8 protein-coding genes and 2 pseudogenes are annotated in these 24,604 nt (G+C 72.6%); 1 reads left to right on the top strand and 9 read right to left on the bottom strand.

What is annotated here, in order from left to right:
- Positions 1 to 2: 2 nt before the first annotated feature.
- From ACK1X7_RS45855 to ACK1X7_RS45835, 5 genes are all read right to left on the bottom strand, one after another.
- Positions 3 to 554, bottom strand: coding sequence for a hypothetical protein (locus tag ACK1X7_RS45855; RefSeq protein WP_390792275.1), 552 nt, complete (start codon positions 552 to 554; stop codon positions 3 to 5).
- Positions 551 to 2,683: a hydantoinase/oxoprolinase family protein gene (locus tag ACK1X7_RS45850; protein WP_390792274.1), complete on the bottom strand. Its 2,133-nt coding sequence runs from the start codon at positions 2,681 to 2,683 to the stop codon at positions 551 to 553. Before ACK1X7_RS45850 ends, ACK1X7_RS45855 begins: the two co-directional genes overlap by 4 nt.
- Positions 2,684 to 2,757: 74 nt before the next feature.
- On the bottom strand, positions 2,758 to 4,356 hold the full coding sequence (locus ACK1X7_RS45845) for an FAD-dependent oxidoreductase (RefSeq protein WP_413116704.1): 1,599 nt from the start codon (positions 4,354 to 4,356) through the stop codon (positions 2,758 to 2,760).
- Between the two features lie 61 nt (positions 4,357 to 4,417).
- Positions 4,418 to 5,509 (bottom strand): LacI family DNA-binding transcriptional regulator, encoded by a 1,092-nt coding sequence (locus tag ACK1X7_RS45840; protein WP_390792273.1) that lies wholly within the window; start codon positions 5,507 to 5,509, stop codon positions 4,418 to 4,420.
- 577 nt (positions 5,510 to 6,086) lie between these two features.
- The gene (locus ACK1X7_RS45835) at positions 6,087 to 8,438 is read right to left on the bottom strand and encodes a glycosyl hydrolase family 95 catalytic domain-containing protein (protein WP_413116703.1); all 2,352 of its coding nucleotides are present in this window, start codon (positions 8,436 to 8,438) and stop codon (positions 6,087 to 6,089) included.
- 306 nt (positions 8,439 to 8,744) lie between these two features.
- On the opposite strand from ACK1X7_RS45835, the gene ACK1X7_RS45830 reads away from it, so the two are divergent.
- Positions 8,745 to 9,911: an alkaline phosphatase PhoX gene (locus ACK1X7_RS45830; protein WP_413116702.1), complete on the top strand. Its 1,167-nt coding sequence runs from the start codon at positions 8,745 to 8,747 to the stop codon at positions 9,909 to 9,911.
- Between the two features lie 58 nt (positions 9,912 to 9,969).
- On the opposite strand, the pseudogene ACK1X7_RS45825 reads toward ACK1X7_RS45830, so the two are convergent.
- From ACK1X7_RS45825 to ACK1X7_RS45810, 4 genes and pseudogenes are all read right to left on the bottom strand, one after another.
- Positions 9,970 to 10,986, bottom strand: a pseudogene (locus tag ACK1X7_RS45825) (alpha/beta hydrolase family esterase); the annotation flags it as partial.
- A 396-nt stretch (positions 10,987 to 11,382) separates the two neighbouring features.
- Positions 11,383 to 12,147, bottom strand: coding sequence for a class I SAM-dependent methyltransferase (locus ACK1X7_RS45820; RefSeq protein ID WP_385154047.1), 765 nt, complete (start codon positions 12,145 to 12,147; stop codon positions 11,383 to 11,385).
- A 130-nt stretch (positions 12,148 to 12,277) separates the two neighbouring features.
- Entirely contained in the window at positions 12,278 to 13,192 is a 915-nt protein-coding gene (locus ACK1X7_RS45815; RefSeq protein ID WP_361500075.1) for a LysR family transcriptional regulator, read from the bottom strand.
- 281 nt (positions 13,193 to 13,473) lie between these two features.
- Positions 13,474 to 24,582: pseudogene (locus tag ACK1X7_RS45810) on the bottom strand (SDR family NAD(P)-dependent oxidoreductase); the annotation flags it as partial.
- Between the last annotated feature and the right edge of the window lie 22 nt (positions 24,583 to 24,604).

Below are 24,604 nucleotides of genomic sequence, written 5' to 3'. Positions count from 1 at the left end.
GTTCAGTTCTCGCTTTCCCAGGACACGGCGGCGGCCAGCGCCTCCGTGAGCAGCAGAGGGCTGCGGCCCAGGCCGCAGGCGGCGTGGGCGTAGGCGTGCGCGGCGATCTCGTCCGCGCCCGCGACGTACGCGTACAGGCGGCGCCGGCCGAAGCGCAGTGCGGTGTGGCCCAGCGCCCGCTTGAACTCGGCGCGCACCGCGGCGTGGTGGAGCCAGGCGTGTGCCTGCTCGTGGGCGAGGGCGGCGGCGCGCACCGAACCTTCGGGGTACCAGTGGCGCCAGCCGCGCTCGGCTACGAGGCGCTCGGCCCGCTCGACGGTGTCGGTGTACACCTCGACCACCGGCGGCCGGGACCGGTAGCGGGCCAGCAGCCCGGCGTCCAGCCCGCCGTCCCGCTCGACGACCCGCACGGTCGCTGCCCGCGGGGTCATCCGGCGGCCGAACTCCGTGGCCACCACCGCCCAGTGGCGCAGCAGCACGGGGTCGCGGCCCTCGTGTGTGGGTGTCCCTCCGAGCAGGCGTACCGCGAGGTCCACGTCAAGGTCGCCGCTCATGTCCGCGACTCCACGACGGCGACGACCGGCTCCCCGGCGCCGCGCGGGCGCAGTTCGGCGCGGGCCAGGGCGAGCAGCGCCTCGGGTTCCAGGACACCGGAGAGGTCCGCGATCCGGCCGCCGACCAGGAGCCGTACGGCCGGGGCCCGTACGCCTCCGTCGCCGTAGGAGGTCGCGTCGCGGACCAGTGCGGCGAGCGCGTCGCCGGAGCCCTCCACCGTCATGGTCGCCACTCGCGCGTCCGCCGCGCCGAGCCGCACCACACCGTCCGCGTCCACCACCCGCACCGGATGGCGGTCGGCCCGCAACCGGCGCCGCACCTCGGTGCCGTACACCGTGTACGCGTCCGTCCCCGCCAGTGTCCGCACGCGGGTCTCGGGTGTCTTGAGGCTGGTGGCGGCGGCGCGCAGCCGCTCGTCGGCGTCGGCGCGGTGGGCCCGGTCCTGGGTGCGCAGCTCGGTGGCGCCCGTCGCGACCGCCCGGACGGTGTTGGTCTGCGGGTCGACGGTCACCTCCACCTCGACGCCGTCGGCGGCGGCGCCCTGGGCGACGACGGCCCGCTCGGCCTCGGCGCGTACGGCGAGGATCTGTTCCTGGGTGGCGCCGGGCACGATGCGCTCGACCTGTTCGCGCACCAGCGCGAGGGCCACCCCGATGGGGCTGATGACCTCGCTGTGCCGGGCGATGCGTCCTTCGAGCCCGGTGGAGGCGGCCAGATGCGGGGTCACCGCCGCCGCTCCCCCGCCGCCGCCCACCAGGAGGGCGGTGTCGCGGTCCAGGCGGTAGTCGCGGATCATGGCGTCCACCACCGATCTGACCTGCTCCGTCCCCGCGTCGAGCACCGACCGCGCCGCACCGGCCACATCCGTGCCGAGCGTGGCGGCCAGCGGGGCGAGGGCGGCCCGCGCGACCTCCTGGTCGCTGTGTGCGAAGTCCTCCTCCCCGACCCGTCCGAGCGCGTTGGCCGCGCAGGTCATCGTCACCGCGAACCGGCCGCCCGCCGCGTCGAGGACCACGTAGTCGTCCGGGTCACCGGCCATCGGCCGCACCATCGCCACCCGGGCGTCCCGCAGTTCCTCCAGCGAGGCGAAGCAGGCGTAGGGCAGGCCCGCGATATGCGCGCTGCGCGGACCGACACCGGCCACCTGCCCGTGGGAGACCCGCACCATGGAACCGCCGCCGACCCCGACCGTGCGGACGTCCAGGGCGCTCAGATAGGAGGTCTTGCCGAGGATCGTCGCATGGCGCACCGCCACCTTTCCCCGCCGCACCACGCTGATGTCGGTCGAGGTGCCGCCCGTCTCCAGGAACACGCCCTCGCTGACCCGCTCCTGCATCAGCGCCCCGGCGACGCCCGCCGCCGGGCCCGACAGGACCGTCAGCAGCGGACGCCGGCGCATCTCGTCCAGCGACATCACACCGCCGTCGCAGCGCATCACCATCAGTGGCGCGGTCACCCCGGCCTTCGTGATGGACGAGTCCACCAGATCGGCCGTGGCCAGCATCCGCGGCAGGATCGCGGCGTTCACCACCGCCGTCCTGGTCCGCTTGTGCAGCCCGTACATCGAGGTGATCTCGTGGGCCGCGGCCAGCGGCAGCCCCGTGGGCCGCGCCACGTCGAGCACGGCCCGCTCGCCCTCGGGCCGGTCCACTCCGAACGGCTCCGTGGCGACGAGGACCTCGGCCCCCTCGGCGCGCACCCGCTCCACGGCCGCGCGCACCTCGTCCTGTGCGGACGGATCGGCCACGTGCGCGTACACCAGCGGAAGCCGCTTGCCGGGGGTCAGTTCGAGCTTGCCGAAGGCGGCGAGCCGCCGGGTGATCACCGCGCCCGGCCCGCCGCCGATCCCGATCAGCCCGACCGTGGCCACATCGCCTTCCAGCAGGGCGTTGGTGGCCTGGGTCGTGCCGTGCGCCAGGAACACGACGTCGCCCGCCGTCCGGTCGACCTTCGCCAGGAGCTGTTCGAGCGCCTGGACGATGCCGTGGGCGACACCGTCCTCGTGGTGGTGGCTGGTGGGCACCTTCACCTGACCCACCAGTGTGAGCGCGGCGGCGTCGACCGCCACGGCATCGGTGAACGTGCCACCCACGTCGATGCCGACGCGGATGCGGCGGTCTGGAGTCATGGCGGGCACCTCCTTGTGTGTTGACGTGCTTCGCGTGGTACGGGACGGGGGGCCGGAAGAGCTGTCGGACGGGGTCAGTAGCCGCGGACGTCGGGCCAGCGGCGCTGCACACCCGCCCGGTCCAGGAGGCGGCCGAACTCCTCGAACCGCTTGTCCTCGGCCTGCACCTGATGGGGCTCCACGCCCTCGTCCAGGCAGTGCGCGGCGAGCGCGCCCGCGACCTCGCCGACGTTCCACTCGACCGGGTGCAGCCGGTAGCAGCCGTTGGTGATGTGGGTGGTGCCGATGTTCTTGCCGGCGGGCAGCAGGTTCCGCACCCGGCGGGGCACCAGCGCGCCGAGCGGGATCTCGAACGGCACGGAGCCGACGTCGATATAGGTGTCGCCGCCCGTGGAGGGGTGCAGGTCGATGCGGTAGCCGCCCACGCCGACCGAGTCGCGGTAGCGGGTCCTGCCGTGGGGGCCGACCACGTCGATCGCGACGTCCTGCTCGACGACGGTGGTCACCGCCTTGATGCGCCGCGACTCGCGCACGTAGGCCGCCTTGGCGAGACCGTCCGCGGTGCCGGTGACGTCCGGGCGGATGCGCAGCCCCGGGAAGCCGGTGCCGCCGTCCGCCCGAGGTGCCTCCGTCTGTAGCCAGTACAGCACCGACAGCGACAACTGGCGTGCCTCGCGCAGGGCTTCGGTCTCCTGGCCGATGTAGGGCTTGAGCCAGTAGTCGTTGAGCGGCCAGTTGACGAGGGTGATGTCCGAGCCGAAGGCGCCCGGCCGGTGCAGTCCGCGGGCGAGGATCCGGCGGAATCCCCACAGCTCCTTGTCCCCGGCGTCGGCGCTCTGGTCGGCGCTGACCGCCAGCGGGTCGAGGTCCGGGTTGGGCACGAAGGTGCGGGGCACGGGCTCCAGGGTGCGCGGGTCGGGCGCCTCGAAGCCGAGCAGCGGACCCGGCCAGAAGGCGGGCCGGTAGGAACGCCAGAAATCGTAGTCCGCGGGCCGCTCCACGGTGTGGTCCTCGCCCTCGTGATGCGAGAGCGCGAAACACACGGTGATGCCCTGCTGGTTCTCGGGCCGCGCTTCGGCGGGGGCGTGCGGCTCGCCGAACTCGTCCCGCGCCTCGGCCCCGTTGGCGTGCTCCACACCGGCGAGGTCGAGCAGTTCACCGGTCTCGGTGGCGTCGACTACGTACCGGGCGGTGAACGTGGTCCGCCCGCCGGAGCGCAGGTCACGCACGGTCACCGCGCGGATCATGTCACCGTCGGTCTCGGCGGCCACGGCGCGATGCTCGGTCAGGACGGTCAGCAGGCCCGCGGCCCGGTACGGGGCGAGCATGCCCTCGAGGACGGCGAGCGCCACCTTTGGCTCATGGCACAGCTTGCTGACCCGGCCGGCTCCCGGGTTCAGCTCCGTAAGCCCCAGCGCCTCGGCGCGCAGCGGATACCACTGCCGGTAGTAGGCGCGGATGCCCTCGCGCAGCGCCCGGTAGGTCGCCGTCGTACCGAACTGCTCAACCCACGGGTGCTCATCCGGCGGCACCGCCTGCGCGGTGAGCTGGCCGCCGATCCAGTCCGTCTCCTCGGTCATCACCACACGTCGGCCCGCCCGGCAGGCGCCGAGCGCGGCGGCGATCCCGCCGAGGCCGCCACCGACGATCAGGATGTCCGGTTCCGCTGTCACGCTGCTCCTTGTGGTCGTGTCCGAACTGCGATGTCCGAACTGCGGTGTGCGTCAGGGGGTGTCATGGCCGCCGGCCGGGCGGGCCCGCCGTCTCGCCGGTACGGAACGCGCAGGCCACCAGGGGTTCATGGGTCTCCTCGCCGGCCACGAGGGCGGAGAGGAGCCGGACGGCGGCCGCACCGAGCTGGTGCCGGGGCACGTCGAAGCCCATGGGCACGGGTGCCGCGGCCACGTCCGGCGGCGGGCCGCCGAGCAGCCCGAGCGATACGTCCCCGGGGCAGCGGAGTCCGGCCTCCCGGACGGCGGCGTCCAGCGCGCGCCAGGCCGCACCGGTGTCCGTCTCCTCCGCGACGAACGCCGTCACCCCGTCCTCGACCAGCGCGCGCACCCGCTCCGCCGTCACCTCGCCCGCCGGGTCGGCGCAGCGCAGCACCGCCTGCGGGCCCGCGTCGGCGCCGACGGCCGCCAGCCCCTCCAGAAAGCCGCGCTGACGGTCCGTGGACGCCGGGGCGTCGTCGTCCTCGCGCACCAGGACGATGCGCCGGTGACCCAGCGCCGCCAGATGCTCCACGACGGCGCGGCTGGCGCTGACGTAGTCGGCGCCGACCCAGGCCAGCCCCTCCAGTTCCTCGCGGCGGCCCAGGTGGACCACCGGGAACCCGTCGGCCACGAGCCGCTTCAGCTCGGCGCCCGGCGCGTGGCGGCCGAGGAAGAGACAGCCGTCGGCCAGCCGCACCCGGCTCAGCGCGTCCGGCCCGCCCGCGCTCGACCCGGTGAAGAGCACCAGGTCGTAGCCGCGGGCGGCCGCCTCCTGCTCCACGCCGACGAGGAACGGGTAGTACGAGTGCTGCACGTCCGTCGGGAACGTCGCGGTGAAGCTGAAGACGCCGAGGAGGTTGTTGCGGGCGGCGGCCAGCCGCCGCGCGGCCGGGTCGTGTACGTACCCGAGGCTGCGGGCGGCGTCGAGGACGCGCTCCCGGGTCTCCTCGGAGATCGTCGCCGCCTTGCCGTCCGTACGGGCCGACAGCACCAGCGAGACCGTGGCCTGTGAGACCCCGGCGAGCTGGGCCACCTCCGCCTGCCGCGGGCGTGACGTACGGCCGACCGAGCCCGGATTGCGCCCCGGCTTCGCCCGCTTCCTCGACTGCTCCACGCTTGATTCCTTCTCCCCGCCGTGCAGGTAATGCGCATTACCTATGCGCATTACCGAGCACTCTGCGGGTGGTGTGTGGAGTAGGTCAAGACCTGTGCGGCGGCTTTCCCTTGAGCGGCACCGCGACCGGCACCGCGACCGGAACCGGATTACGCCCGGCTCGGGCGAACCGACCGGGCTCGACGAGGAGCGGGGGCAGGTGGACCCTCGGTCAGCACTCCGGACTGAAGGGCCCGGGCCGATGCCCGATCGCCCGCCCGATCACCGCCGGTCGATCCGGGCTCCGATCACTTCGCCTTGCCAGGGTCCTCAACAAGCCGCCACACACACCCACTTCTTGCCATATAAGGTGGACGGGTGAGTTCACATGACATGGAGCCCCGGCGTCCGTCTCCGCGGGTGGAAAAGATAGACAGCACGCTGGCGGTACTGATCATCATCGGGATCGCCTCCGGATCGTTCTGGCTGGCCTCGGGCCTCACCTCGTCCTACATGTGGCTGCTCACCTGATACGCCCCTGCTCAGCGGGCCCGGGGCAGGAGGCGTCGCCCCGGGCCGCCGGGAGGGGAGCCCCGGTTCAGTCCGGCAGCCCCCATGGCTTCGCGTCGCCGACGGCCGGCACGTCGCGCGGCCGCAGATCCGGGTGGGTGCCGCGCGGGGCGACGACGGCCGTCTCGTCCCGGCCGAGCGGGATCTCGATCCGGCCGGGGCCGGTCTCCCGGTACCGCAGCCGGCGGCCGTGCTCGTCCCGTACGTCGATGGCGCCGGTGATGCCGTGCTGGAGCACCAGTGGCGCGCCCGCCTCGCTGTGCACCCGCACCCACCGGGTCCTGCCGTCGGAGCGGTCCGCGTCGACGAGGAACGCGCCCTGGGCGCGCAGGGCCTGGAACGAGACGTCCGGCCAGCGCCGTGAGACGGAGGGGAAGACCCGAACGACGCCGCCATGGCTCTGTATGCCCATGTCGAGGATCGACTGGGCCGTGCTCAGCGGGCTCTCGATGCCCAGGTTGATGTCCTCCGCGTACATGGTGTTCGCGGTCATGTAGCAGTCCATATAGGACTCGTCGAAGAGGTTCCCGGTGAAGGTGGTGAGGAAGTCGAGGGCGTCGTCGGGCCGTCCCATCCGTGACGCCATCGAGGAGGCCGCCGCGTAGCTGTACCCCGCCCAGAGGCGGCGGTCCTCGGTCCAGTGGTCGAACGTGGTCCGCATGATGTCACGGTCGGCCGGGCGGTCCCAGTCCAGCTCGTGCAGCGGGTAGAGCCACAGCATGTGGGAGAAGTGGCGGTGGGAGTCGGCCAGTGGTGTGCCGGCGCCGATCGTGACGCCGGTCGCGTCGCGCGGGTAGTCGACCAGACGCCGCAGGATCTCCCGCCAGCGCCCGGCGCGCGGGTTGTCGGCGCGAAGGATGCGCAGGCAGTCCAGGAGCGTGGCGCAGCCCCAGCGGAGCAGGGAGAGGTCGTAGGTGCAGTCCACCGCGTCCGCGTACTCCGGGGACCGGGTGAGCGGCAGATGCAGCTTGCCGTCGCCGCCCTCGTGGAGGAAGTGGTCGTAGAAGTTCACCGCCTTGACCAGGATCGGGTAGAGGACGTCGCGCACGATGCGGATGTCCATGGTGTGGCGGTAGCTGAGCCAGACGTTGTGCATGGCCCAGGAGAGGTTGCCGTTGTTGTCGGTCTTGGTGGGGGTGCCGGGGACGCCGACGGTGTGGGCGCCGGGGCGCAGCGTCCAGTCGGAGGGGTGGGACAGGGCGTAGATCTGCTCGCTTGGGATCTCGGGCGGGAGGGACAGCGGCAGGTTCTTCTCGAAGTCCTTGAAGGTGGAGGTGACGGAGTCGAGTTCGGGGTGGTTGGAGCCCTGGATGAGCCAGGTGGCGATCTGGACGTTGAGGTTCCACCAGACCGCGGTCCAACTGCCGCCGGTCTCCGGGTACCACGGCCCCCATTCGGACATCGAGGGTCCTCCGGCGCGGGTGGCGCAGGCGGCCTTGTAGAGCTGGATCCAGTAGAAGTCCTGAATCCGCTTGTCGGGTACGGAGAGCAGGCTGCGCCGGTAGAAGCGGTTCCACCAGCCGCGGTGCGCGCGCACCAGCTCGTCCGGGTCCTCGGCCAGGGTGCGCGCCACCTCGGCCACGGCGAGTTCGGTGGTCTTCGACAGACTGTCGGGGTAGCGGTAGACGATGTGCGCGGCGAGCAGCCTGCCGGTGCCCACGCGGCGTTCACGCCAGGCGGTGGTCCAGCCGCCGCCCGCGATCATCGGCTGCTCGACGTAGTGGGTGGCGCCCGTGGAGCCGGTGCGGGGGTCGGGGTTGCCGGTGTAGTCGGCGGGCTTGCCCTTCGTCCGGGGCGAGGCGGCGGGCAGCCAGGTGAACGACCAGGCCGCACTCTCCTCGCCCCCGCTCGGCCGGGTGGAGATCAGCAGTGCGGTGCGGGCGTTGTGCACCAGCATCGAGAAGCGGACGCTGCCCCGGGTGGTGGTGACGGTGCCGGTCAGCTCGGCGTCCCAGATGTCGAGGGTCCAGTCGACATCGGTCACCTCTCCGGCGAGGGTGAGGTCGAAATGTCCGATGGGCAGCCGTGAGTAGCCGTATGTGGCGGCCCATTGGGGTCGCTGGTCCTGTACGTGGTAGTGGCTGACCATCACCTTCACGGAGTTGGCCGTGGCGCCCCGGTAGACGTTCACCCCGAGCAGACCGTTGGCCAGGAAGGGGCCGTCCTTCCAGTCCCCGGGCATCCGCCGCCACCGCAGGGCGGCGGCCCTGGCCAGCCGCTCGGACAGGCTTTCCGCCCCGTCGACTCCCCGGGGCGCGGCCCAGGCGGTGCCGGATCCGCCCAGCGGGCCTGTGGCCCCGAGCGCCGCCGCCGAGCCGACTACGGCCGCCGAGCCGATCACACCTCTTCGAGAGATCCCGTTCCCTGTCGTCGGGGTCACGTATGTGCCTCCCATTTCCGATGGTGAACTACTCGGCATGGTGCAGGCCGTAGGAGCGTCAGGGGAAGACCTCCGACGTATCAGAATTCAGAAGTCCCCGTACTCGCAGGTGAATTGGGCCCGTCCAGCGATCTCGCGGCGATGAGGGGCATCAGCCAACCGATGTATAGCCCCCTCCACGCCCACGTCTTAGGTTGTCCAAAACCGTCAGTTCCGCCTACTGGCCGCCTGTCTAGAGTCCATGACCGTGGGACCCCGCCGTCGGCCGGCGGCGGGGAACGGTCACGAAACCCATGTGGAGCGAGAGTGGAACGTCGCACCCTCCTGCGTGCCGCCGTCATCGGCGGCTCCTCGGCAGCTTTCGGCGGCACCTTGTGGCGCGGCGCCGCGTACGCCGCACCGGCGCAGCCGGGCGCCGGCCCGTACGGGGCGCTCGGTTCGGCGGACGCCAACGGCCTACGGCTTCCCGCCGGGTTCACCAGCCGGGTTGTCGCCCGTTCGCGGAAGACGGTCTCCGGCACCTCGTACACCTGGCACGACGCCCCGGACGGCGGGGCCTGTTACGCCGACGGCAGCGGCTGGATCTATGTCTCCAATTCGGAGATCAGCCCGTCGGGCGGGGCGAGCGCGGTGGCCTTCTCCCAGGCCGGGGCGGTCACGGGCGCCTACCGCGTCCTCTCCGGTACCCGGCAGAACTGCGCGGGAGGCAAGACCCCGTGGAACACCTGGCTGTCCTGTGAGGAGGTGGACCGCGGCTATGTGTACGAGACCGACCCATGGGGCGTGAAGGCCGCGGTGCGGCGCGACGCGATGGGACGTTTCCAGCACGAGGCGGCGGCGGCCGATCCCGACCGCCGGGCCCTCTACATGACCGAGGACGTCACGGACGGCTGCTTCTACCGTTTCACCCCGGCGACATGGGGCGACCTGTCCTCCGGCAGACTGGAGGTCATGGTCGCCGGTTCCGGCACCAGTGGCCCCGTCACCTGGGCGACCGTACCGGATCCGACCGGCGCCACCGCCACCCGCAAGCAGGTGGCCGGGGCCAAGCGGTTCAACGGTGGCGAAGGGTGCTACTACGCGAACGACACCTGCTGGTTCACCACCAAGGGCGACAACCGGGTGTGGCAGTACGACGCGGCCGCCCAGACGATCGAACTGGCCTATGACGATTCGCTGGTGACCGGCGGCACGGCCCCGCTGACCGGTGTGGACAACGTGACCGGGGCCTCCTCCGGCGATCTGTTCGTGGCCGAGGACGGCGGGAACATGGAGATCTGTGTCATCACCCCGGACGACGTGGTGGCCCCGTTCCTGCGCATCGGTGGCCAGTCGGGCTCGGAGATCACCGGCCCCGCGTTCTCGCCCGATGGCAAGCGGCTGTACTTCTCCAGCCAGCGCGGCACCAGCGGCAGCTCGTCAGGCGGTATCACCTACGAGGTGACGGGGCCGTTCCGAAACGGAACGGCCTGACAGGGCCCGCCTCCACGCTTCACCCGCGACCTGCCCGCTGTCGGCGACAGTTCCCCTAGCCGCCGAGACCGAAGAACTTGGTGATCCAGTAGCTGGAGCAGATCGAGTCCAGGAAGTACGGGGCCCCGGTGCTGCCGCATTGTTCAGCGCCGGTGCCGGGGTCGACCGGCGTGCCGTGGTTGATGCCGGGGACCTTGTTGACCTCGACGGCCACCGTGCCGTCGGATGTCACGTACTCGTCGTGCTGGGTGGCATTGGGGCCGATGCTGGAGGTGCGGGTGGGCGTCTGGGACAGCCCGTGCAACGCCGTCCATTGATCACGCAGTTCGGTGGCGTTGCGCGGCACGACCGGCGTGTCGCGGTCGCCGTACCAGATGGCGGCGCGCGGCCACGGCCCCTGGTACGACGGGTACGCCTCGCGCACCCGCTGGGCCCACTCGCCCGGGCTCAGGTCGAGTCCGGGGTTCATGCACAGGTAAGGGCTGCTGAGCTTGGCGCAGTTGTAGGGCAGGCCCGCGACGACCGCGCCGGCGGAGAAGACATCGGGGTAGGTGGCGAGCATGACCGAGGTCATGGCACCGCCGGCGGACAGCCCGGTGACGTAGACCCGCTTGGAGTCCCCGCCGTATGCCGCGACGGCGTGGCCGGCCATCTGCCGAATCGACAGGGCCTCGCCCTGGTCACGCCGATTGTCACCGGCCTGGAACCAGTTGAAGCACTTGGTGAGGTTGTTCGACGAGGTGGTCTCCGCCAGCACCAGGACGAACTTGTCGCGGTCCGCGAGCTCGGGCAGCCCTGAGTTGTCGGCGTAGACCTGGGCGCTCTGTGTGCACCCGTGGAGCGCGACGACCACGGGCGCGTTCGCGGGCAGCGACGCCGGCTTGTACACGTACATGTTCAACGCGCCGGGATTGGAGCCGAAGTTGCCCACCTTCGTGAGGGTGACCGCGGCGTTCGCGGCGGGCGCGGGCCCGGCGAGAGAGGCTCCGAGCACGAGGGCGGCGACGGGGAGGAGCCGGGCCGCGATACGGCTCCATCGGCTCCGTGGCGGTGCCTGGCGTGGGGGGACTGGCATGGAAGTGCTCCTTCGGTTGATGCGCTCCCGGTGTTCCTGTGGCCGCCGACGCGTCGCTGTGCGCCGGAAGCACCAGACGTGGCCGGAACCGTAGAGCCGGCCGTGGCCCGTCACCATGGCCCCGGGCACCACAAGCGAATTCGGCGCCGTCGGCGTCACACGGATTGCGCGGTCGAGAACCGATCTGCTAGGAGTTCGCGCAGATAGGCAGTGTGGGGGGGTACCCGGCAGCAAGTCGGGCACAGGTCCCGGTGACCAGGGAGCTGCGACGCTCTGTGATCACTGGGAGACCTGTGCCCGTCCTGCCGTCATGGCTGACCGACCTGCTCCGGGACCGGTTCGCGGCGCTGCTGCCCGAACCGCCGCCCATGAGGGCACGCCCGTCTCCGCGCGTTCTTACGCGCGCTCAGGCTTGCGCGCCTCGATGAGGGTCCTGGACGAGCGGGCGATGAACGGGCCCTCGGCCTCGATCTTCTCGTGCAACTCGCGCAGGCGGCCGCGGTACTGCTCGACGGTGAAACCGGGCACCGTCCAGATCACCTTGCGGAGGAAGTAGATCACGGCGCCGACGTCGAAGAACTCCATCGCCATCCGTTCCGTGCGCACGTTGACGATCTCCAGGCCGACGGCCTTCGCCGCTGCGCTCTCGTCGTCAGGATGCCGCTTCCGGCGCGCCTCGGGCTGCGGCCCCAGGAAGTACTCCACCAGCTCCCACACGCTGGCGGGCCCGACGTGCTGGGCGAAGTACGTCCCTCCCGGTCGCAGCACTCGCGCGATCTCCGACCACCACACCGTCGCGGGATGCCGGCTGGTCACCAGGTCGAATGCCGCATCGGCGAACGGCAGCGGCGGCTCGTCCGGGTCGGCGACGACCACCACCCCGCGCGGGTGCAGCAGCCTGGTCGCCTTGGCCACGTTCGGCGGCCAGGACTCCGTCGCGGCCATCGCGGAAGGCAGCTTCTCCGCCCCGGCCAGGACCTCACCACCGCCGGTCTGAATATCAAGCGCCGCCGACACCACCGCCAGCCGCCGGCTCATCGCCTGCTGATAGCCCCACGACGGGCGTTCCTCGGTCGCCCGGCCATCCAGCCAGGAGAAATCCCAACCCTCCACGGAAACCGACTCAGCTTCGGCGACAAGCTCTTCAAAAGGACGTGACACACCCACATCATTACGGCCCAGCCCATCCGACGCACACGGTTTTCCGTTGTGGCCCCTGGCAAGCGGTCTGGTATCCCCTAAGCACGGCGCGCGAACTGGAACGGGCGGAAAGGGCCGGTCGGTGCCGGGGTCAGAGTCCGAGTCCCGCGGAGACCTCCAAGATCTGGTGGCGAAGCCAGCGGTGGGCCGCGTCCTGGTTGTTGCGGGGGTGCCAGTACATGGCCTCGGTCAGCGTGGTCATGGGCACCGGCAGCGGCATCGTCTTGAGCCCCGTCCCCTCGGTCTCCCGCGCGAGGAGTCCCTGGAGCACGGTGACCAGACGGGTTCCGGGCACCACGTGCGGGGCCATGGCGAAGCCCCCGATGTCGGCGGCGACCCGGAGCCGGGCGCCCACGCGGTCGAAGTAGGACTCCACGATCGAGGTCATCGGGCCGTTCACCCCGAGAAACGGCAGCCGCCGCATCTCCTCGACGGTGATGGTGTCGCCCACCCCGGGGTGGTTCTCGTCGACAGCCACCACGAACTCGTCGGTGAACAGCGTCTCGCTGAAGAAGCCGGACAGATTCTGGGCAAGACTGGTCGGCCAGATCAGCAGATCGCACTGTCCCCGGCGGAGCTGGTCGATGAAGTCCGCCTGCGCGGGGAAGACGTTGATGCGGATGTTCAGTGACTGCGCCTCCACTTTGCGCAGAATGGGCCAGATCAGCACCGCCTGGGCGTAGTCGCTGGCGATCACGGTGAATGTGCGGGGAGGGCCGTCGGAGGGGTCGAACGTCCTGCTCGCGCCCATGACGGCCTGCACCGCAGATAGGGCCTCCTGCGTCGGTCGCACCAGCGACTCGGCCAACGGGGTCAGGGTCATCCCCCGCCCCTGCCGCACGAGCAGCGGATCCCCGAAATGGCTCCTCAGCCGGGCGAGCGAGGCGCTCATCGCCGGTTGTCCCACGAAGACCCGCTCGGCCGCCCTGGTCACACTGCGTTCGGCCAGCAGAGCGTCCAGGGCGATGAGAATGTTGAGATCGATATTGCCAAGGTCGTCCGACATGTGTGCGCCGCTTTCCCAGGGGACGGTCACGCCCGCCGGCATGGTGGCCGGCAGGCTGTCGGCTCGCGCACGCGGACGCCCGCGGGAGCGGCCTGACTCACATCTTCCGGTTTGCCGCGGCATAACGTCGGCGAATCAGCAAACGCCAGGGCTTTCCCCAGGGGTTCGGGCCCGCCGGTGGCGGAGCCGCCCCGGGGCGCGCGCCGCGCCCATGTGCCACGGCACAAGGGGGCAGCCGCACGCCACCGGGGTTGTCGACCGGCCGAAGCGGCCTTCGGGCCTCACATCACCTTGTGCTCGGCCTCGGTCAGCCAGTCGGCCACCAGGGCCCCCGTACGGGAGGCGTGCTCCTCCATCAGGGTGTAGTGATCACCAGCCGTGGTGCGGATATCAGCATGTGCGACGACCGCTGGGGATCCGTCACCGGCCAGCAGGGGCACGTCGGCCCGTACGGACAGCACGGGCACGGGCGGCGGCGCCGCGGACCATTGCGCGAACAGGTCGCAGTTCCACGCCATCGCCGACAGTCCGGTACCGGTCAGGCCCCGCACGACGTCACGGCGGTCCGTCATGCCGCGCATCAACGCCGAGACGAACTCGTCCATCCGGTCCGGCGGCGGCAGATATGTGTCCAGCAGCACGACCGACCGCAGCGGTGCGCCGCGTTCGCTCAGCAACGCGGCCATCGCCAGGGCGAGCAGCCCGCCCGAGGAGTATCCGACCAGGACGAACGGGTCGTCCCCGGTCCTGGCGAGGACCCGTTCGGTCTGCACCTGGGCCAGGGCCTCCCCCGACTCCGCCAGTGGCTCACCGTCGAGGAATCCCGGGGTGGCCAGGACGTCGACCGCGCGGCTGCCCCGGAATCCGGCGGCGAACCGGGCGTAGGTGTAGGCCCCCGCCAGCGGCACCAAGGGGGTCAGGCAGACCAGTCGGGGGGCTTCGGCACCCGACCCCAGCGGGGTGAAGGCGGGGGTGTCGGGCTCGGTCCGGAAGGTCGGGCGGTTGCGGGCGACGGTGCGCAGCAGGTCGAACGCCCGCGCCCCGTCGCCCGCCTCGAACGCCGCCGCGCACAGGTCGGCGACCAGGTCGGTGGAGGGTGGTGCGGGCGCGGTCGCCGTGGCGGGTTCGGCGCCCAGGTGGGTGAGGAGGTGCTGGGCGAGCCGGGCCGGGGTCGGGTGGTCGAAGGCGATCGAGGTGGGCAGCCTGAGCGAGGTGGCCGAGGCGAGGCGGTTGCGCAGTTCGACGGCGGTCAGCGAGTCCAGGCCAAGCTCCGCGAACAGACCGGCCGGGTCGATCTCCTCGGTGCCGCCGTAGCCGAGCACGTCGGCCGCCGTGGCGCGCACCATCTCCAGCAGCCCCTCCTCGGTACGCGCCGCCTTCGCGACGGCGGTGCCCGCCGCCTTGCGCGGCCCGCGCACCAACCCGGCCATCAGCCGGGGCGGGTCCGGCAGGTCGCGGAAGGCGGCCAGGTTCAGCCGGGCGGCGACGACCTGGGCGTCCCCGCCGGTGGCCGCGGTGTCGAAGAGCGCATGGCCCTGCTCCTCGGCCAGCGGCAGCAGACCCGACCGCGCGAAGCGCGCGTGGTCGAGCCCCTCGGTCATGGCGCTGGGGAGGTCCCACAGCCCCCAGTCGACCGACACCGCGGGCAGCCCCCGCGCCCTGCGCCGCTGGGCGAGGGCGTCGAGTACGGCGTTGGCGGCGGCGTAGTTCCCCTGTCCCGCCGCGCCGAACACACCGGCGGCCGAGGAGAACAGGACGAAGGCGCTGAGGTCCAGGTCCTGGGTCAGCTCGTGCAGCAGGTGGGCGCCCCCGGCCTTGGGCCGCAGCACCGTCTCCAGCCGGTCGGCGTCGAGTTCGCCGATCGTCGCGTCGTCGAGCACTCCCGCGGCATGGACCACGGCCGTGAGCGGGTGCTTCGCCGGAACGGCGCCCAGGACTCGGCCCAGTGACGCGCGGTCGGCGATGTCGCAGGCGGCCACGGTGACCGACGCACCGGCCTCGGTCAGCTCGTCCCGCAGTTCCCGGGCTCCGGGCGCGTCGATCCCCGTCCGGCTCACCAGGACGAGGCTGCGTACGCCACGTGCCCGTACGAGATGCCGGGCCAGGGACGCGCCGAGGCCGCCGGTGCCTCCGGTGAGCAGCACCGTGCCGTCCGGGTCCAGGTCCCGGCCGACGGTCAGCACGACCTTGCCCACGTGCCTGGCCTGGCTCAGATACCGGAACGCGCTCGGGGCCCGGCGGATGTCCCAGGTGGTGACCGGCAGGGTCATCAGCTTCCCGGTGGCGAACAGGGTGAGCAGTTCGGCCAGCATCTCGCCGATCCGCTCCTCCCCCGCGTCCGACAGGTCGAACGGCAGGTAGTCCACGCCGTCAGGGTGGTTCTCGCGGACGTCGGTCCTGCCCATCTCCGCGAACCGGCCGCCCGGGCGCAGCAGCCGCAGTGAGGCGTCCACGAACTCGCCCGCGAGCGAGTTCAGCACGGCGTCCACTCCCGCGCCGCCGGTGACCTCGGTGAAGGCCCGCTCGAAGTCGAGCGTCCGGGAGGAGGCGATGTGGTCCCGGGCGACCCCGAGTCCGGCGACGGTGTCCTGTTTGGGCTCGCTCGCGGTGGCGAACACCTCGGCGCCCCACACCCTGGCGAGCTGGATCGCCGCCATGCCGACACCGCCCGCCCCCGAGTGCACGAGGATCCGCTGCCCCGGCCGGAGGTCGATCAGATCGCGCAACGCGTAGTAGGCGGTGAGGAAGACGGCGGGCACGCTCGCGGCGCGGGCGAAGCTCCAGCCGTCGGGTATCCGCGCCAGCAGCCGCTGGTCGGTGACGGCCGTCGAGGCGAACGCGGCGTCGGCGATGCCGAACACCCGGTCGCCGGGGCGCAGGGAATCCACACCGGGGCCGACGTCGAGCACCACTCCCGCGGCCTCCACGCCGAGCCGGGTCAGATCACCGGGAACCATGCCGAGGGTGATCAGCACATCCTTGAAGTTCACCCCGACGGCACGGACCGCGATACGGACCTGCCCGTCGGCCAGCGGCTCGGCCGTACGCGGGACGAGCGCGAGATCGTCCAGGCTGCCCGTGGGCGAGGCGGTGAGGTGCCATGCCCCGCCGACGGGCGGCTCAAGCGCGGCGGGTCGCCGGGTCAGCCGTGGCGCATACCGGTCCGCGCCCCGCAGGGCGATCTGCGGTTCCCCGGTCGCCAGGGCGGCGGAGAGGTCGGCCGTGGTGACGGGCCGGTCGGTGTCCAGAAGGACGAACCGGCCGGGGTGTTCGGACTGCGCGGTGCGCAGCAGGCCCCACACCGCGGCCTGGTGGGGCACCGGTTCGTCCGAGGGCCGTACGGCCACCGCGTCGCGCGTCAGCACGAGGAGCGGTTCGGGACGGTCGGTGGCGATCGTGGCCTGTACCGCGGCCAGTATCCGGTGGAGTGAGGACGAGTCGACGGCCGTCAGCACGATCGAGGTGTCCGGGGGCACGGCGGACGGCTCGGAGAACGCCGGAACGCCGAGACCGTGGTCGGCCTCGGGGCCGTCGAGCACGGCCCACCCGCGGCCGTCGGCGGGTTCCGGCTCCGGAAGCGGGACCCAGCCCACGGTGAACAGCGAGTCCGCGGGCAGGGCGCCCGCGGCGGGCTGGGCGAACGGCCGGGTGAGCAGGCGGCCCGCGTGGAACACGAGCGCTCCCTGACCATCGACGGCGGTGATCGACATCGCGTCGGGCCCCGCCGGGGCGAGGCGGACGAACAGCTCCCGTGCGCCGCGTGCGTGGAGTTCGACATCGGACCACAGGAACGGCAGTCCCGGCTCGTCCCCACCGGCGAGCGTCATCGCCTGGCAGGCCGCGTCCAGCAGCGCGGGATGCAACTGGAACCGGTCCGCCAGGACCGCGTCGGCCAAGGCCACCTCGGCGAACAGTTCCTCGCCCGCCCGCCAGGCCGCGCGCATACCGCGGAACGCCTCGCCATACCGGTAGCCGGCGCTGTCGAGTTCTGCGTAGAACGCATCGAGTGCGACCGGTTCGGCGTCGGGCGGCGGCACCGGCGTGAGCGGAGGAAGCGCCGACGCCGACGCCGAGAGGCGGCCCGTGGCGTGCCGCACCCAGTCGTGCTCGCCCCGGCTGTGCACGGAGAACGGCCGGTCCCCCGACTCGTCGGGGCCGTGCACGGTCAACTGGATCCGGATGTCGCCACCGGTCAGTACCAGGGGCGCGGCCAGGACGAGTTCGGCGACCCCGCGGCAGCCGGTCTCGTCGGCGGCCCGGACCGCCATCTCCAGGAACGCCGTGCCCGGCAGCAGCACCGAGTCCCGCACCACATGGTCGGCCAGCCATGGCTGGGTGCGAGTGGAGAGGGTGCTGGTGAACACCACGTCCGGCGAACCGGCCAGCTCTTCGGCGGGGCCCAGCAGCGGATGTGTCTGGCCGGAGCGCCGCGGTGGCTGAGCCGTCGGCCAGAACCGCTTGCGCTGGAAGGCGTACGTGGGCAGGGCGACGGCCCGGCCGCCGGGCAGCGCGGGGCTCCAGTCCACCGCCACCCCGTGGGTGTGGGCGTCGGCGAGCGAGCGCAGGAAGCGGTCCATACCGCCGTCGTCGCGGCGCAGCGAGGCGACGGTGTGCACCTGCTGGTCCAGTGCCTCCGCCGTCTCGTGCAGGGCCGCCGCCAGCAGCGGGCGCGGGCTCATCTCGATGAACACGGTGTGCCCGTCCTCGATCAGCCGGCGGCCGGCCGTCTCGAACAGCACCGGGCTGCGCAGGTTGCGGTACCAGTAGTGCGCGTCGAGGGCCGCGGTGTCCAGGCGTTCCCCGGTGACCGTGGAGTAGAACGGGATGCCGGCGCCGCTCGGGCTCAGTTCGGCCAGTTCCCCGAGCAGCGCGTCCCGGGCCGCCTCGACGGCGGAGGTGTGCGAGGCGTAGTCCATCGGCACCCGCTTGGCCGCGGGCACGGCTTCCAGTACCCGGTCGAGTGCGCTGTTGGTCCCGGCGACCACCGTGGACGACGGCCCGTTGAACGCGGCGATCTCGACGCCGTCGAAGCGGACGTCTTCGGGGGCGACCGGAACGGACAGCACTCCGTGGTCACCTGAGAGGCGGTCGGCGATCACCCGGCCGCGTCGCACGACCGCGACCGCCGCCTGTTCGAGCGGCAAGGCACCCGCCACGCATGCGGCGGCGTACTCGCCGAGGGAATGCCCGACCACGGCGGCCGGCGTCACCCCGTAGGACTCCCAGAGCCGGGCCAGCGACACCATGACGGCGAACAGGGCGGGCTGGACGACATCGGCCCGCCGCAGCATCTCCTCGTCGCCGAGCGCCGCCAGCAGGTCCCAGTCGGCCTCGGTGGCCATCGCCCGCGCGCACTCGGCCATCGAGTCCGCGAACACCGGCGAGGACTCGATCAGGGCCCGTCCCATCCCCGCCCAGCTCGACCCCTGGCCGGGGAAGACGAAGACGGGGCGCGGGTCCTGGCCCGCGGCCACGGCGGAGACCACCGAGGGTGCGGAGGTGCCGCCGGCCAGCGTGGTGAGCCCGGCGGCCAGTTCGGCGCGGTCCCGGCCGAGGACCACGGCGCGATGGGACGCTTGCGATCGTGTGGTGACCAGGGACCAGCCGATGTCGATCGGATCGGCCCCGCCGTCCAGCAGCGCGGACAGCCGGTCCGCCTGCGCGGCGAGGGCGGCCGGTCCCCGGCCGGATACGGCCAGCGGGATCAGCGCCGTCTCCCCGGTGGTGCGCGGCTCGGCGGGCGGTGGCGTGTCGGCCTCCAGCACGACGTGTGCGTTGGTGCCCGAGATGCCGAACGCCGAGACCCCGGCCCGGCGGGGTGCGCCGGTCTCGGGCCACTCGGTCCTGCGGGTGGCCAGCCGGACGCTGCCCGCCGTCCAGTCCACATGGGACGAGGCGGTGGTGGCGTGCAGGGTCGCGGGCACGGTGCCGTGGTGCATGGCCAGTGCCGTTTTGATCACGCCCGCGACACCGGCGGCGGCCTGGGTGTGGCCGATGTTGGACTTCAGCGTCCCGATGAGCAGGGGTCGCATCCGGTCCTGCCCGTAGGCCGCGGAGAGGGCGTGTGCCTCGATCGGGTCGCCGAGGGGTGTCCCGGTGCCGTGTGCCTCGACCACGTCGACGTCCCGCGCGGACAGGCGGGCGTTCGCCAGGGCCTGGCGGATGACCTCCCGCTGGGCACGGCCGTTGGGCGCCGACAGGCCGTTGGACAGGCCGTCCTGGTTGATCGCCGAACCACGCACCACGGCCCATACGCGGCGTCCCGCGGCGCGGGCGTCGGACAGGCGCTGGAGCACGAGCATGCCCGCGCCCTCGGCGAATCCGGTGCCGTCCGCGGAGTCGGAGAACGCCTTGCACAGCCCGTCGGGGGCCAGCCCGCCCTGGCGGGAGAACTCGGCCAGGCCCAAGGGGGTGGTCATGACCGTGACCCCTCCGACCAGCGCCGTGGTGCAGTCGCCGTCGCGCAGCGACTGCGCGGCCAGGTGCAGGGCGACCAGCCCGGAGGAGCACGCCGTGTCGACGGTGACGGCGGGCCCCTCCAGCCCGAGCGAGTAGGCGACCCGGCCGGAGAGCACCGAGCCCGCGCTGCCGGTGCCCACGTGGCCGGTGGCGTCGTCGGCCTCGGCGCCGGTGAGGAGCGCGTAGTAGTCCTGGCCGGTGCTGCCGAGGAACACTCCGGTGCGGCTGCCGGCCAGGCTGCCGGGCGCGATGCCGCCGTGTTCCAGCGCCTCCCACGAGGTCTCCAGGACCAGCCGCTGCTGCGGGTCCATGGCCAGGGCCTCCCGGGGGGAGATCCCGAAGAACTCCGCGTCGAAGGCCGCGATGTCGTCCAGATAGGAGGCCGTGGTCACGCAGTCGTCGGGCAGAGCGGCGAGGTCCCACCCCCGCTCGACCGGCGGCGGCCCCACGGTGCCGCGTTCCTCGGCGAGCAACTGCCACAGCTCGTCGGGCGAGGTGACGCCGCCGGGAAGGCGGCAGGCCATGCCGACGATGACGATCGGATCGCTGGTGACGGCCGGGTCGGCCGCCGTGTGCGTGCGGGTCGTCCCGTCCGGTGTGCCGCCACCGGCCTGTGCGCGCAGGTGGTCGGCGAGCGCGGCGGGCGTCGGGTGGTCGTAGACCACGGTCGTGACCAGGGAGAGCCCGGTCACGGCGTTGAGGCGGTTGCGGAAGTCGACGGCGGACACCGAGTCGAAGCCCAATTCGTGGAACGGCCGGTGCGGGTCGACATGCGCCCCGGAGGCGTAGCCGAGCACGGCCGCCGTCTGGGCGCGTACGACCGCGAGCGGATCGGTGGCGTCCGCCGGGGCGGTGCCCTCGGTGAGCGGTGAGCCGACCTCGGGGATCTGCGAGAGCGCCGGATTGGGCCGCAGCGCGGTGACCGCCGTGTGATAGCGGTCCCACACGATGTCGGCGAGCACGATCGCGCCATCGCCCTGCTCCACGGCCGTCCGCATCGCCGCGGTCGCGTCCTGCGGGGACATCCCCGGCACTCCGTGCCGTCGCGCGGCCTCCCCGAGGGGGCCGTCGCCCATCCCGTCCCCGGCCCATACGCCCCAGCCGATCGATGTGGCCGGCAGCCCCTCGGCACGCCGGTGTTCGGCCAGCGCGTCCAGGTAGGCGTTGGCCGGTGCGTAGGTGCCCTGGCCCGAGGCGCCGACCGTGCCGGCGAGCGAGGAGAACAGCACGAACGCGTCGAGGTCGAGGTCACGGGTGAGCTGGTGCAGGTTGGCCGCGCCCTGTGCCTTGACCGCCAGGACCCGGTCGAACTGCTCCATGGTCAGGGCGTCGATGGCGGCGTCGTCCAGTACGGCGGCGGTGTGCACCACCGTGCGCAGCGGTGTCGCCGGGTCTACGGAACCGATCACTTCGGCGAGGGCGGCGCGATCGGACAGGTCGCAGGGGACGATGCTGATCCGCGTCCCGAACTCGGCGAGTTCCGCGGCCAGTTCACTCGCTCCGGGGGCTTCCGTCCCGCGCCTGTTCACCACGATCACGTGTTCCGCGCCCTCGGCCGCCAGCCAGCGCACGACCTGCCGGCCGAGTCCGCCGGTGCCACCAGTCACCAGGGCGGTGCCGCGGACCTGCCAGTGGCCGCCGCTCTCCGGACGCACGGGGGCCCGCAGGATCCGTCGTCCGAACGCTCCGTGCCGGTCGATGCGGACCTGGTCCTCGTCGGTGTCACCCGACACCACGGCGGCGATCCGGCGCCGGCCCGCGTCGTCCAGCGGCTGCGGCAGGTCGATCAGACCGCCCCAGGCGCGCGGTCGCTCGAACCCGGCCACCCGGCCGAATCCCCACGTCATCGCTTGCGCAGGGGACCGTGTCGCGTCCCTCGTCACACACCACAGCGGTGCTTCGACGCCCGCCGCGCCCAATTGCTGAACCAGCCGCACGGTCCGGGCGAAGCCCCGGGGGACGGCGGGGTGGTCCGGCTCGGGGTCCTCGTCGTGGGCCAGCAGCGCGAGGACACCGGCCGGTTCGGGGAGGGCGGCGAGGTCGGCCTCGTCCGGCGCCCGGACGGCCACTTCGGCGCCGTACCGCCGTAGCGCTTCGACGACGCTGTCGGACCACGCGTCGGGCGTGTCCGTGACGACCAGCCAGGTGCCGGTCAGCACCGGATCGGCGGACAGTCGCAGCGGTGTCCAGTCGACCCGGTAGCGCAACCGGTGCAGGGGACTCTCCGCCGGTGCGGGGGCGCTGGTCGTCCGCTCCGCGGGCGTCACCCAGTAGCGCTCACGCTGGAAGGGGTACGTCGGCAGCTCCACGGCGCGGGCCTCGGGCAGCGCGGCGGTCCAGTCCACCGGCAGGCCATGCAGATCGGCGGCGGAGAGGGAGGTGAGCATCCGGTGCAGCCCGCCGTCGTCGCGGCGCAGGGTGTCCAGCACCGGGCCCGCGGCGGTGGTGTGCGCGAGTACGGGGTGCGGGCTGACCTCGACCATGACCCCGTGTCCGTCCCCCACGAGGGCGTCCATCGTGTCGGCGAAGTTCACCGTCTGCCGCAGATTGCGGGACCAGTACCCGGCATCCAGCGCGGTGGTGTCCAGGCGGGAGGTGGTCACCGTGGAGTAGAACGGCACGTTTCCCGGGCGGGGCCGAACCGGTGCCAGCAGCTCCAGCAGGTCGGTCTCGATCCCGTCGACATGGGGCGAGTGGGCGGCGAAATCCACCCCGGCCAGCCGCCAGCGCATGATCCCGGCGGCCGACAGGCGGCGCTCGACGTCGTCCAGCGCCGCGGGGTCGCCGGAAATGGTCACGTTCTGCGGCCCGTTGACGGCCGCGATCGACACGGCCCCCTTCCCGTCGTCCGCCAGCAGCTCGCGCACCCGGTCCGGCGGGGCCAGCACCGACATCATCGCGCCGCGCCCGGACAGCCGCTCGCGGATGAGGCGGCTGCGCAGCGCCACGATGCGGGCGCCGTCCTCCAGCGACAGGCCGCCGCTGACGCAGGCGGCGGCGATCTCGCCCTGGGAGTGGCCGACCACCGCGGCGGGCTCGACACCGAACGAGCGCCACAGCGCGGCGAGCGAGACCATGACCGCCCACAGCGCCGGCTGCACGATATCGACCTGGGCCAGCGCCTGTTCGTCGGACAGCACCTCCCGCAGCGACCAGTCGACGTGGCCGGACAGCGCCTTCTCGCAATCCTGCATGGCCTCGGCGAACACCGGTGACTCGTCCCACAGCCTGGCGCCCATCCCGGTCCACTGGGAGCCCTGTCCGGGGAAGACGAACACGACCCGCTCCCCGCGGGCCCGCCGGCCGACTCCGAATACCCGCTCCCCCAGGGCGACGGAGTGCAGTGCCTCGAGCGCCTCGGCACGGTCGTGCACCGGCAGCACGGCCCGGTGCGGAAACCGGGCACGCGTGGTCGCGAGTGTGAACGCGACATCGGCCACCGGCTCCTCGCGCTCCAGCAGATGCGCGCGCAGCCGGGCCGCCTGGGCGCGCAGGGCGCCCTCGGACCTGCCGGACAGGATGAGCGGCACCGGGCCGGAGTGCTGCGTACGGGGCTGCTCCGTGCGGGGCTGCTCCGTGCGGGGCTGTTCCGCGGGCGCGGGAGCGTCCTCCACGATGACGTGCGCGTTGGTCCCGCTGATCCCGAACGACGAGATGCCAGCGCGGCGCGGGCGGTCGGCGGCGGGCCACGGCCGGGCCTCGCGCAGCAGGCGCACCGGGCCCCCGGACCAGTCGACGTGCCGGGACGGCCGCTCGACATGCAGGGTCATCGGCAGCCGGCCCGCGCGCAGCGCCTGCACCATCTTGATCAGACCGACCAGCCCGGCGGCCGACTGCGTATGCCCGACGTTGGACTTCACCGAGCCCAGCCACAGCGGGTGTTCGCGGTCCCGGCCATAGGTGGCCAGCAGGGCGTCCGCCTCGATCGGGTCGCCCAGGGTGGTGCCGGTGCCATGCGCCTCGACGGCGTCGACCTCACCGGCGGGGACTCCGGCGTCGGCGAGCGCCTGCCGGATGACTTCTTCCTGGGCGGCGCCATTGGGCGCGGACAGCCCGTTGGAGGCACCGTCCTGGTTGATCGCGGACCCGCGTACGACGGCGAGTACCGGGTGTCCGAGCCGCTGGGCGTCGGACAGCCGCTCGACGAGGACCGCGGCGACACCCTCGCCGAAGTTGGTGCCGTCGGCGGCGTCGGCGAACGCCTTGCAGCGCCCGTCGGCCGCCAGGCCGCCCTGTTTGGAGATTTCGACGAACCCATGCGGTGCGGAGATCACCGAGACACCGGCGACCAGCGCCTTCGAGCAGTCGCCCTTGCGCAGCGCCTGGGCGGCCAGATGCAGGGCGACCAGGCCCGACGAACAGGCGGTGTCGACCGTGACGGCGGGTCCGCGCAGGCCGAAGGTGTAGGCGACCCGTCCGGAGGTGACACTCGGCGCCGTACCGGTGGCGACATACCCCTCCGCGGCGTCCGGATTGTCCAGGAGCCGGATCAGGTAGTCGCCCGGGCCCGCGCCGACGAACACGCCGGTGTTGCTCTCCCGCAGCGCGTCGGGCGCGTATCCGGCGCGCTCGAACACCTCCCAGGCGGCCTCCAGCAGCAGCCGCTGCTGCGGGTCCATCGCGGCTGCCTCGCGGGGCGAGATGCCGAACAGGTCGGCGTCGAATCCGCCCACGTCGTCGATGAAGTAGGCGTCCGTGGCGAAGGGGCTGAGGGACTCCAGGTCCCAGTTCCGGTCCCGGGGGAAGGGCGAGAGCACATCCCGGCCGGAGTCCACCAACTGCCACAGTTTCTCCGGCGAGTCGGCGCCGCCGGGCAGGCGGCAGGCCATCGCCACCACGGCGATCGGCTCCCTGGCCGCTTCGGTCAGGGCCCGGTTCTGCTCCCGCAGCCGCTCGGTCTCCTTGACCGAGGAGCGAAGCGCGTCGACGAGGCGGTCGGGTGAGATCGTCATG

Source organism: Streptomyces sp. CY-1 (assembly GCF_047218265.1).
In the GTDB taxonomy this organism is placed as follows: domain Bacteria; phylum Actinomycetota; class Actinomycetes; order Streptomycetales; family Streptomycetaceae; genus Streptomyces; species Streptomyces niphimycinicus.
This window is presented reverse-complemented; position numbering and strand designations above follow the sequence as displayed.

Bases quoted from the DNA above. Each gene is read 5' to 3' on its own strand.
- ACK1X7_RS45855 (WP_390792275.1), bottom strand. From the start codon at position 554: ATGAGCGGCGACCTTGACGTGGACCTCGCGGTACGCCTGCTCGGAGGG.
- ACK1X7_RS45850 (WP_390792274.1), bottom strand. From the start codon at position 2,683: ATGACTCCAGACCGCCGCATCCGCGTCGGCATCGACGTGGGTGGCACG.
- ACK1X7_RS45815 (WP_361500075.1), bottom strand. From the start codon at position 13,192: ATGTCGGACGACCTTGGCAATATCGATCTCAACATTCTCATCGCCCTG.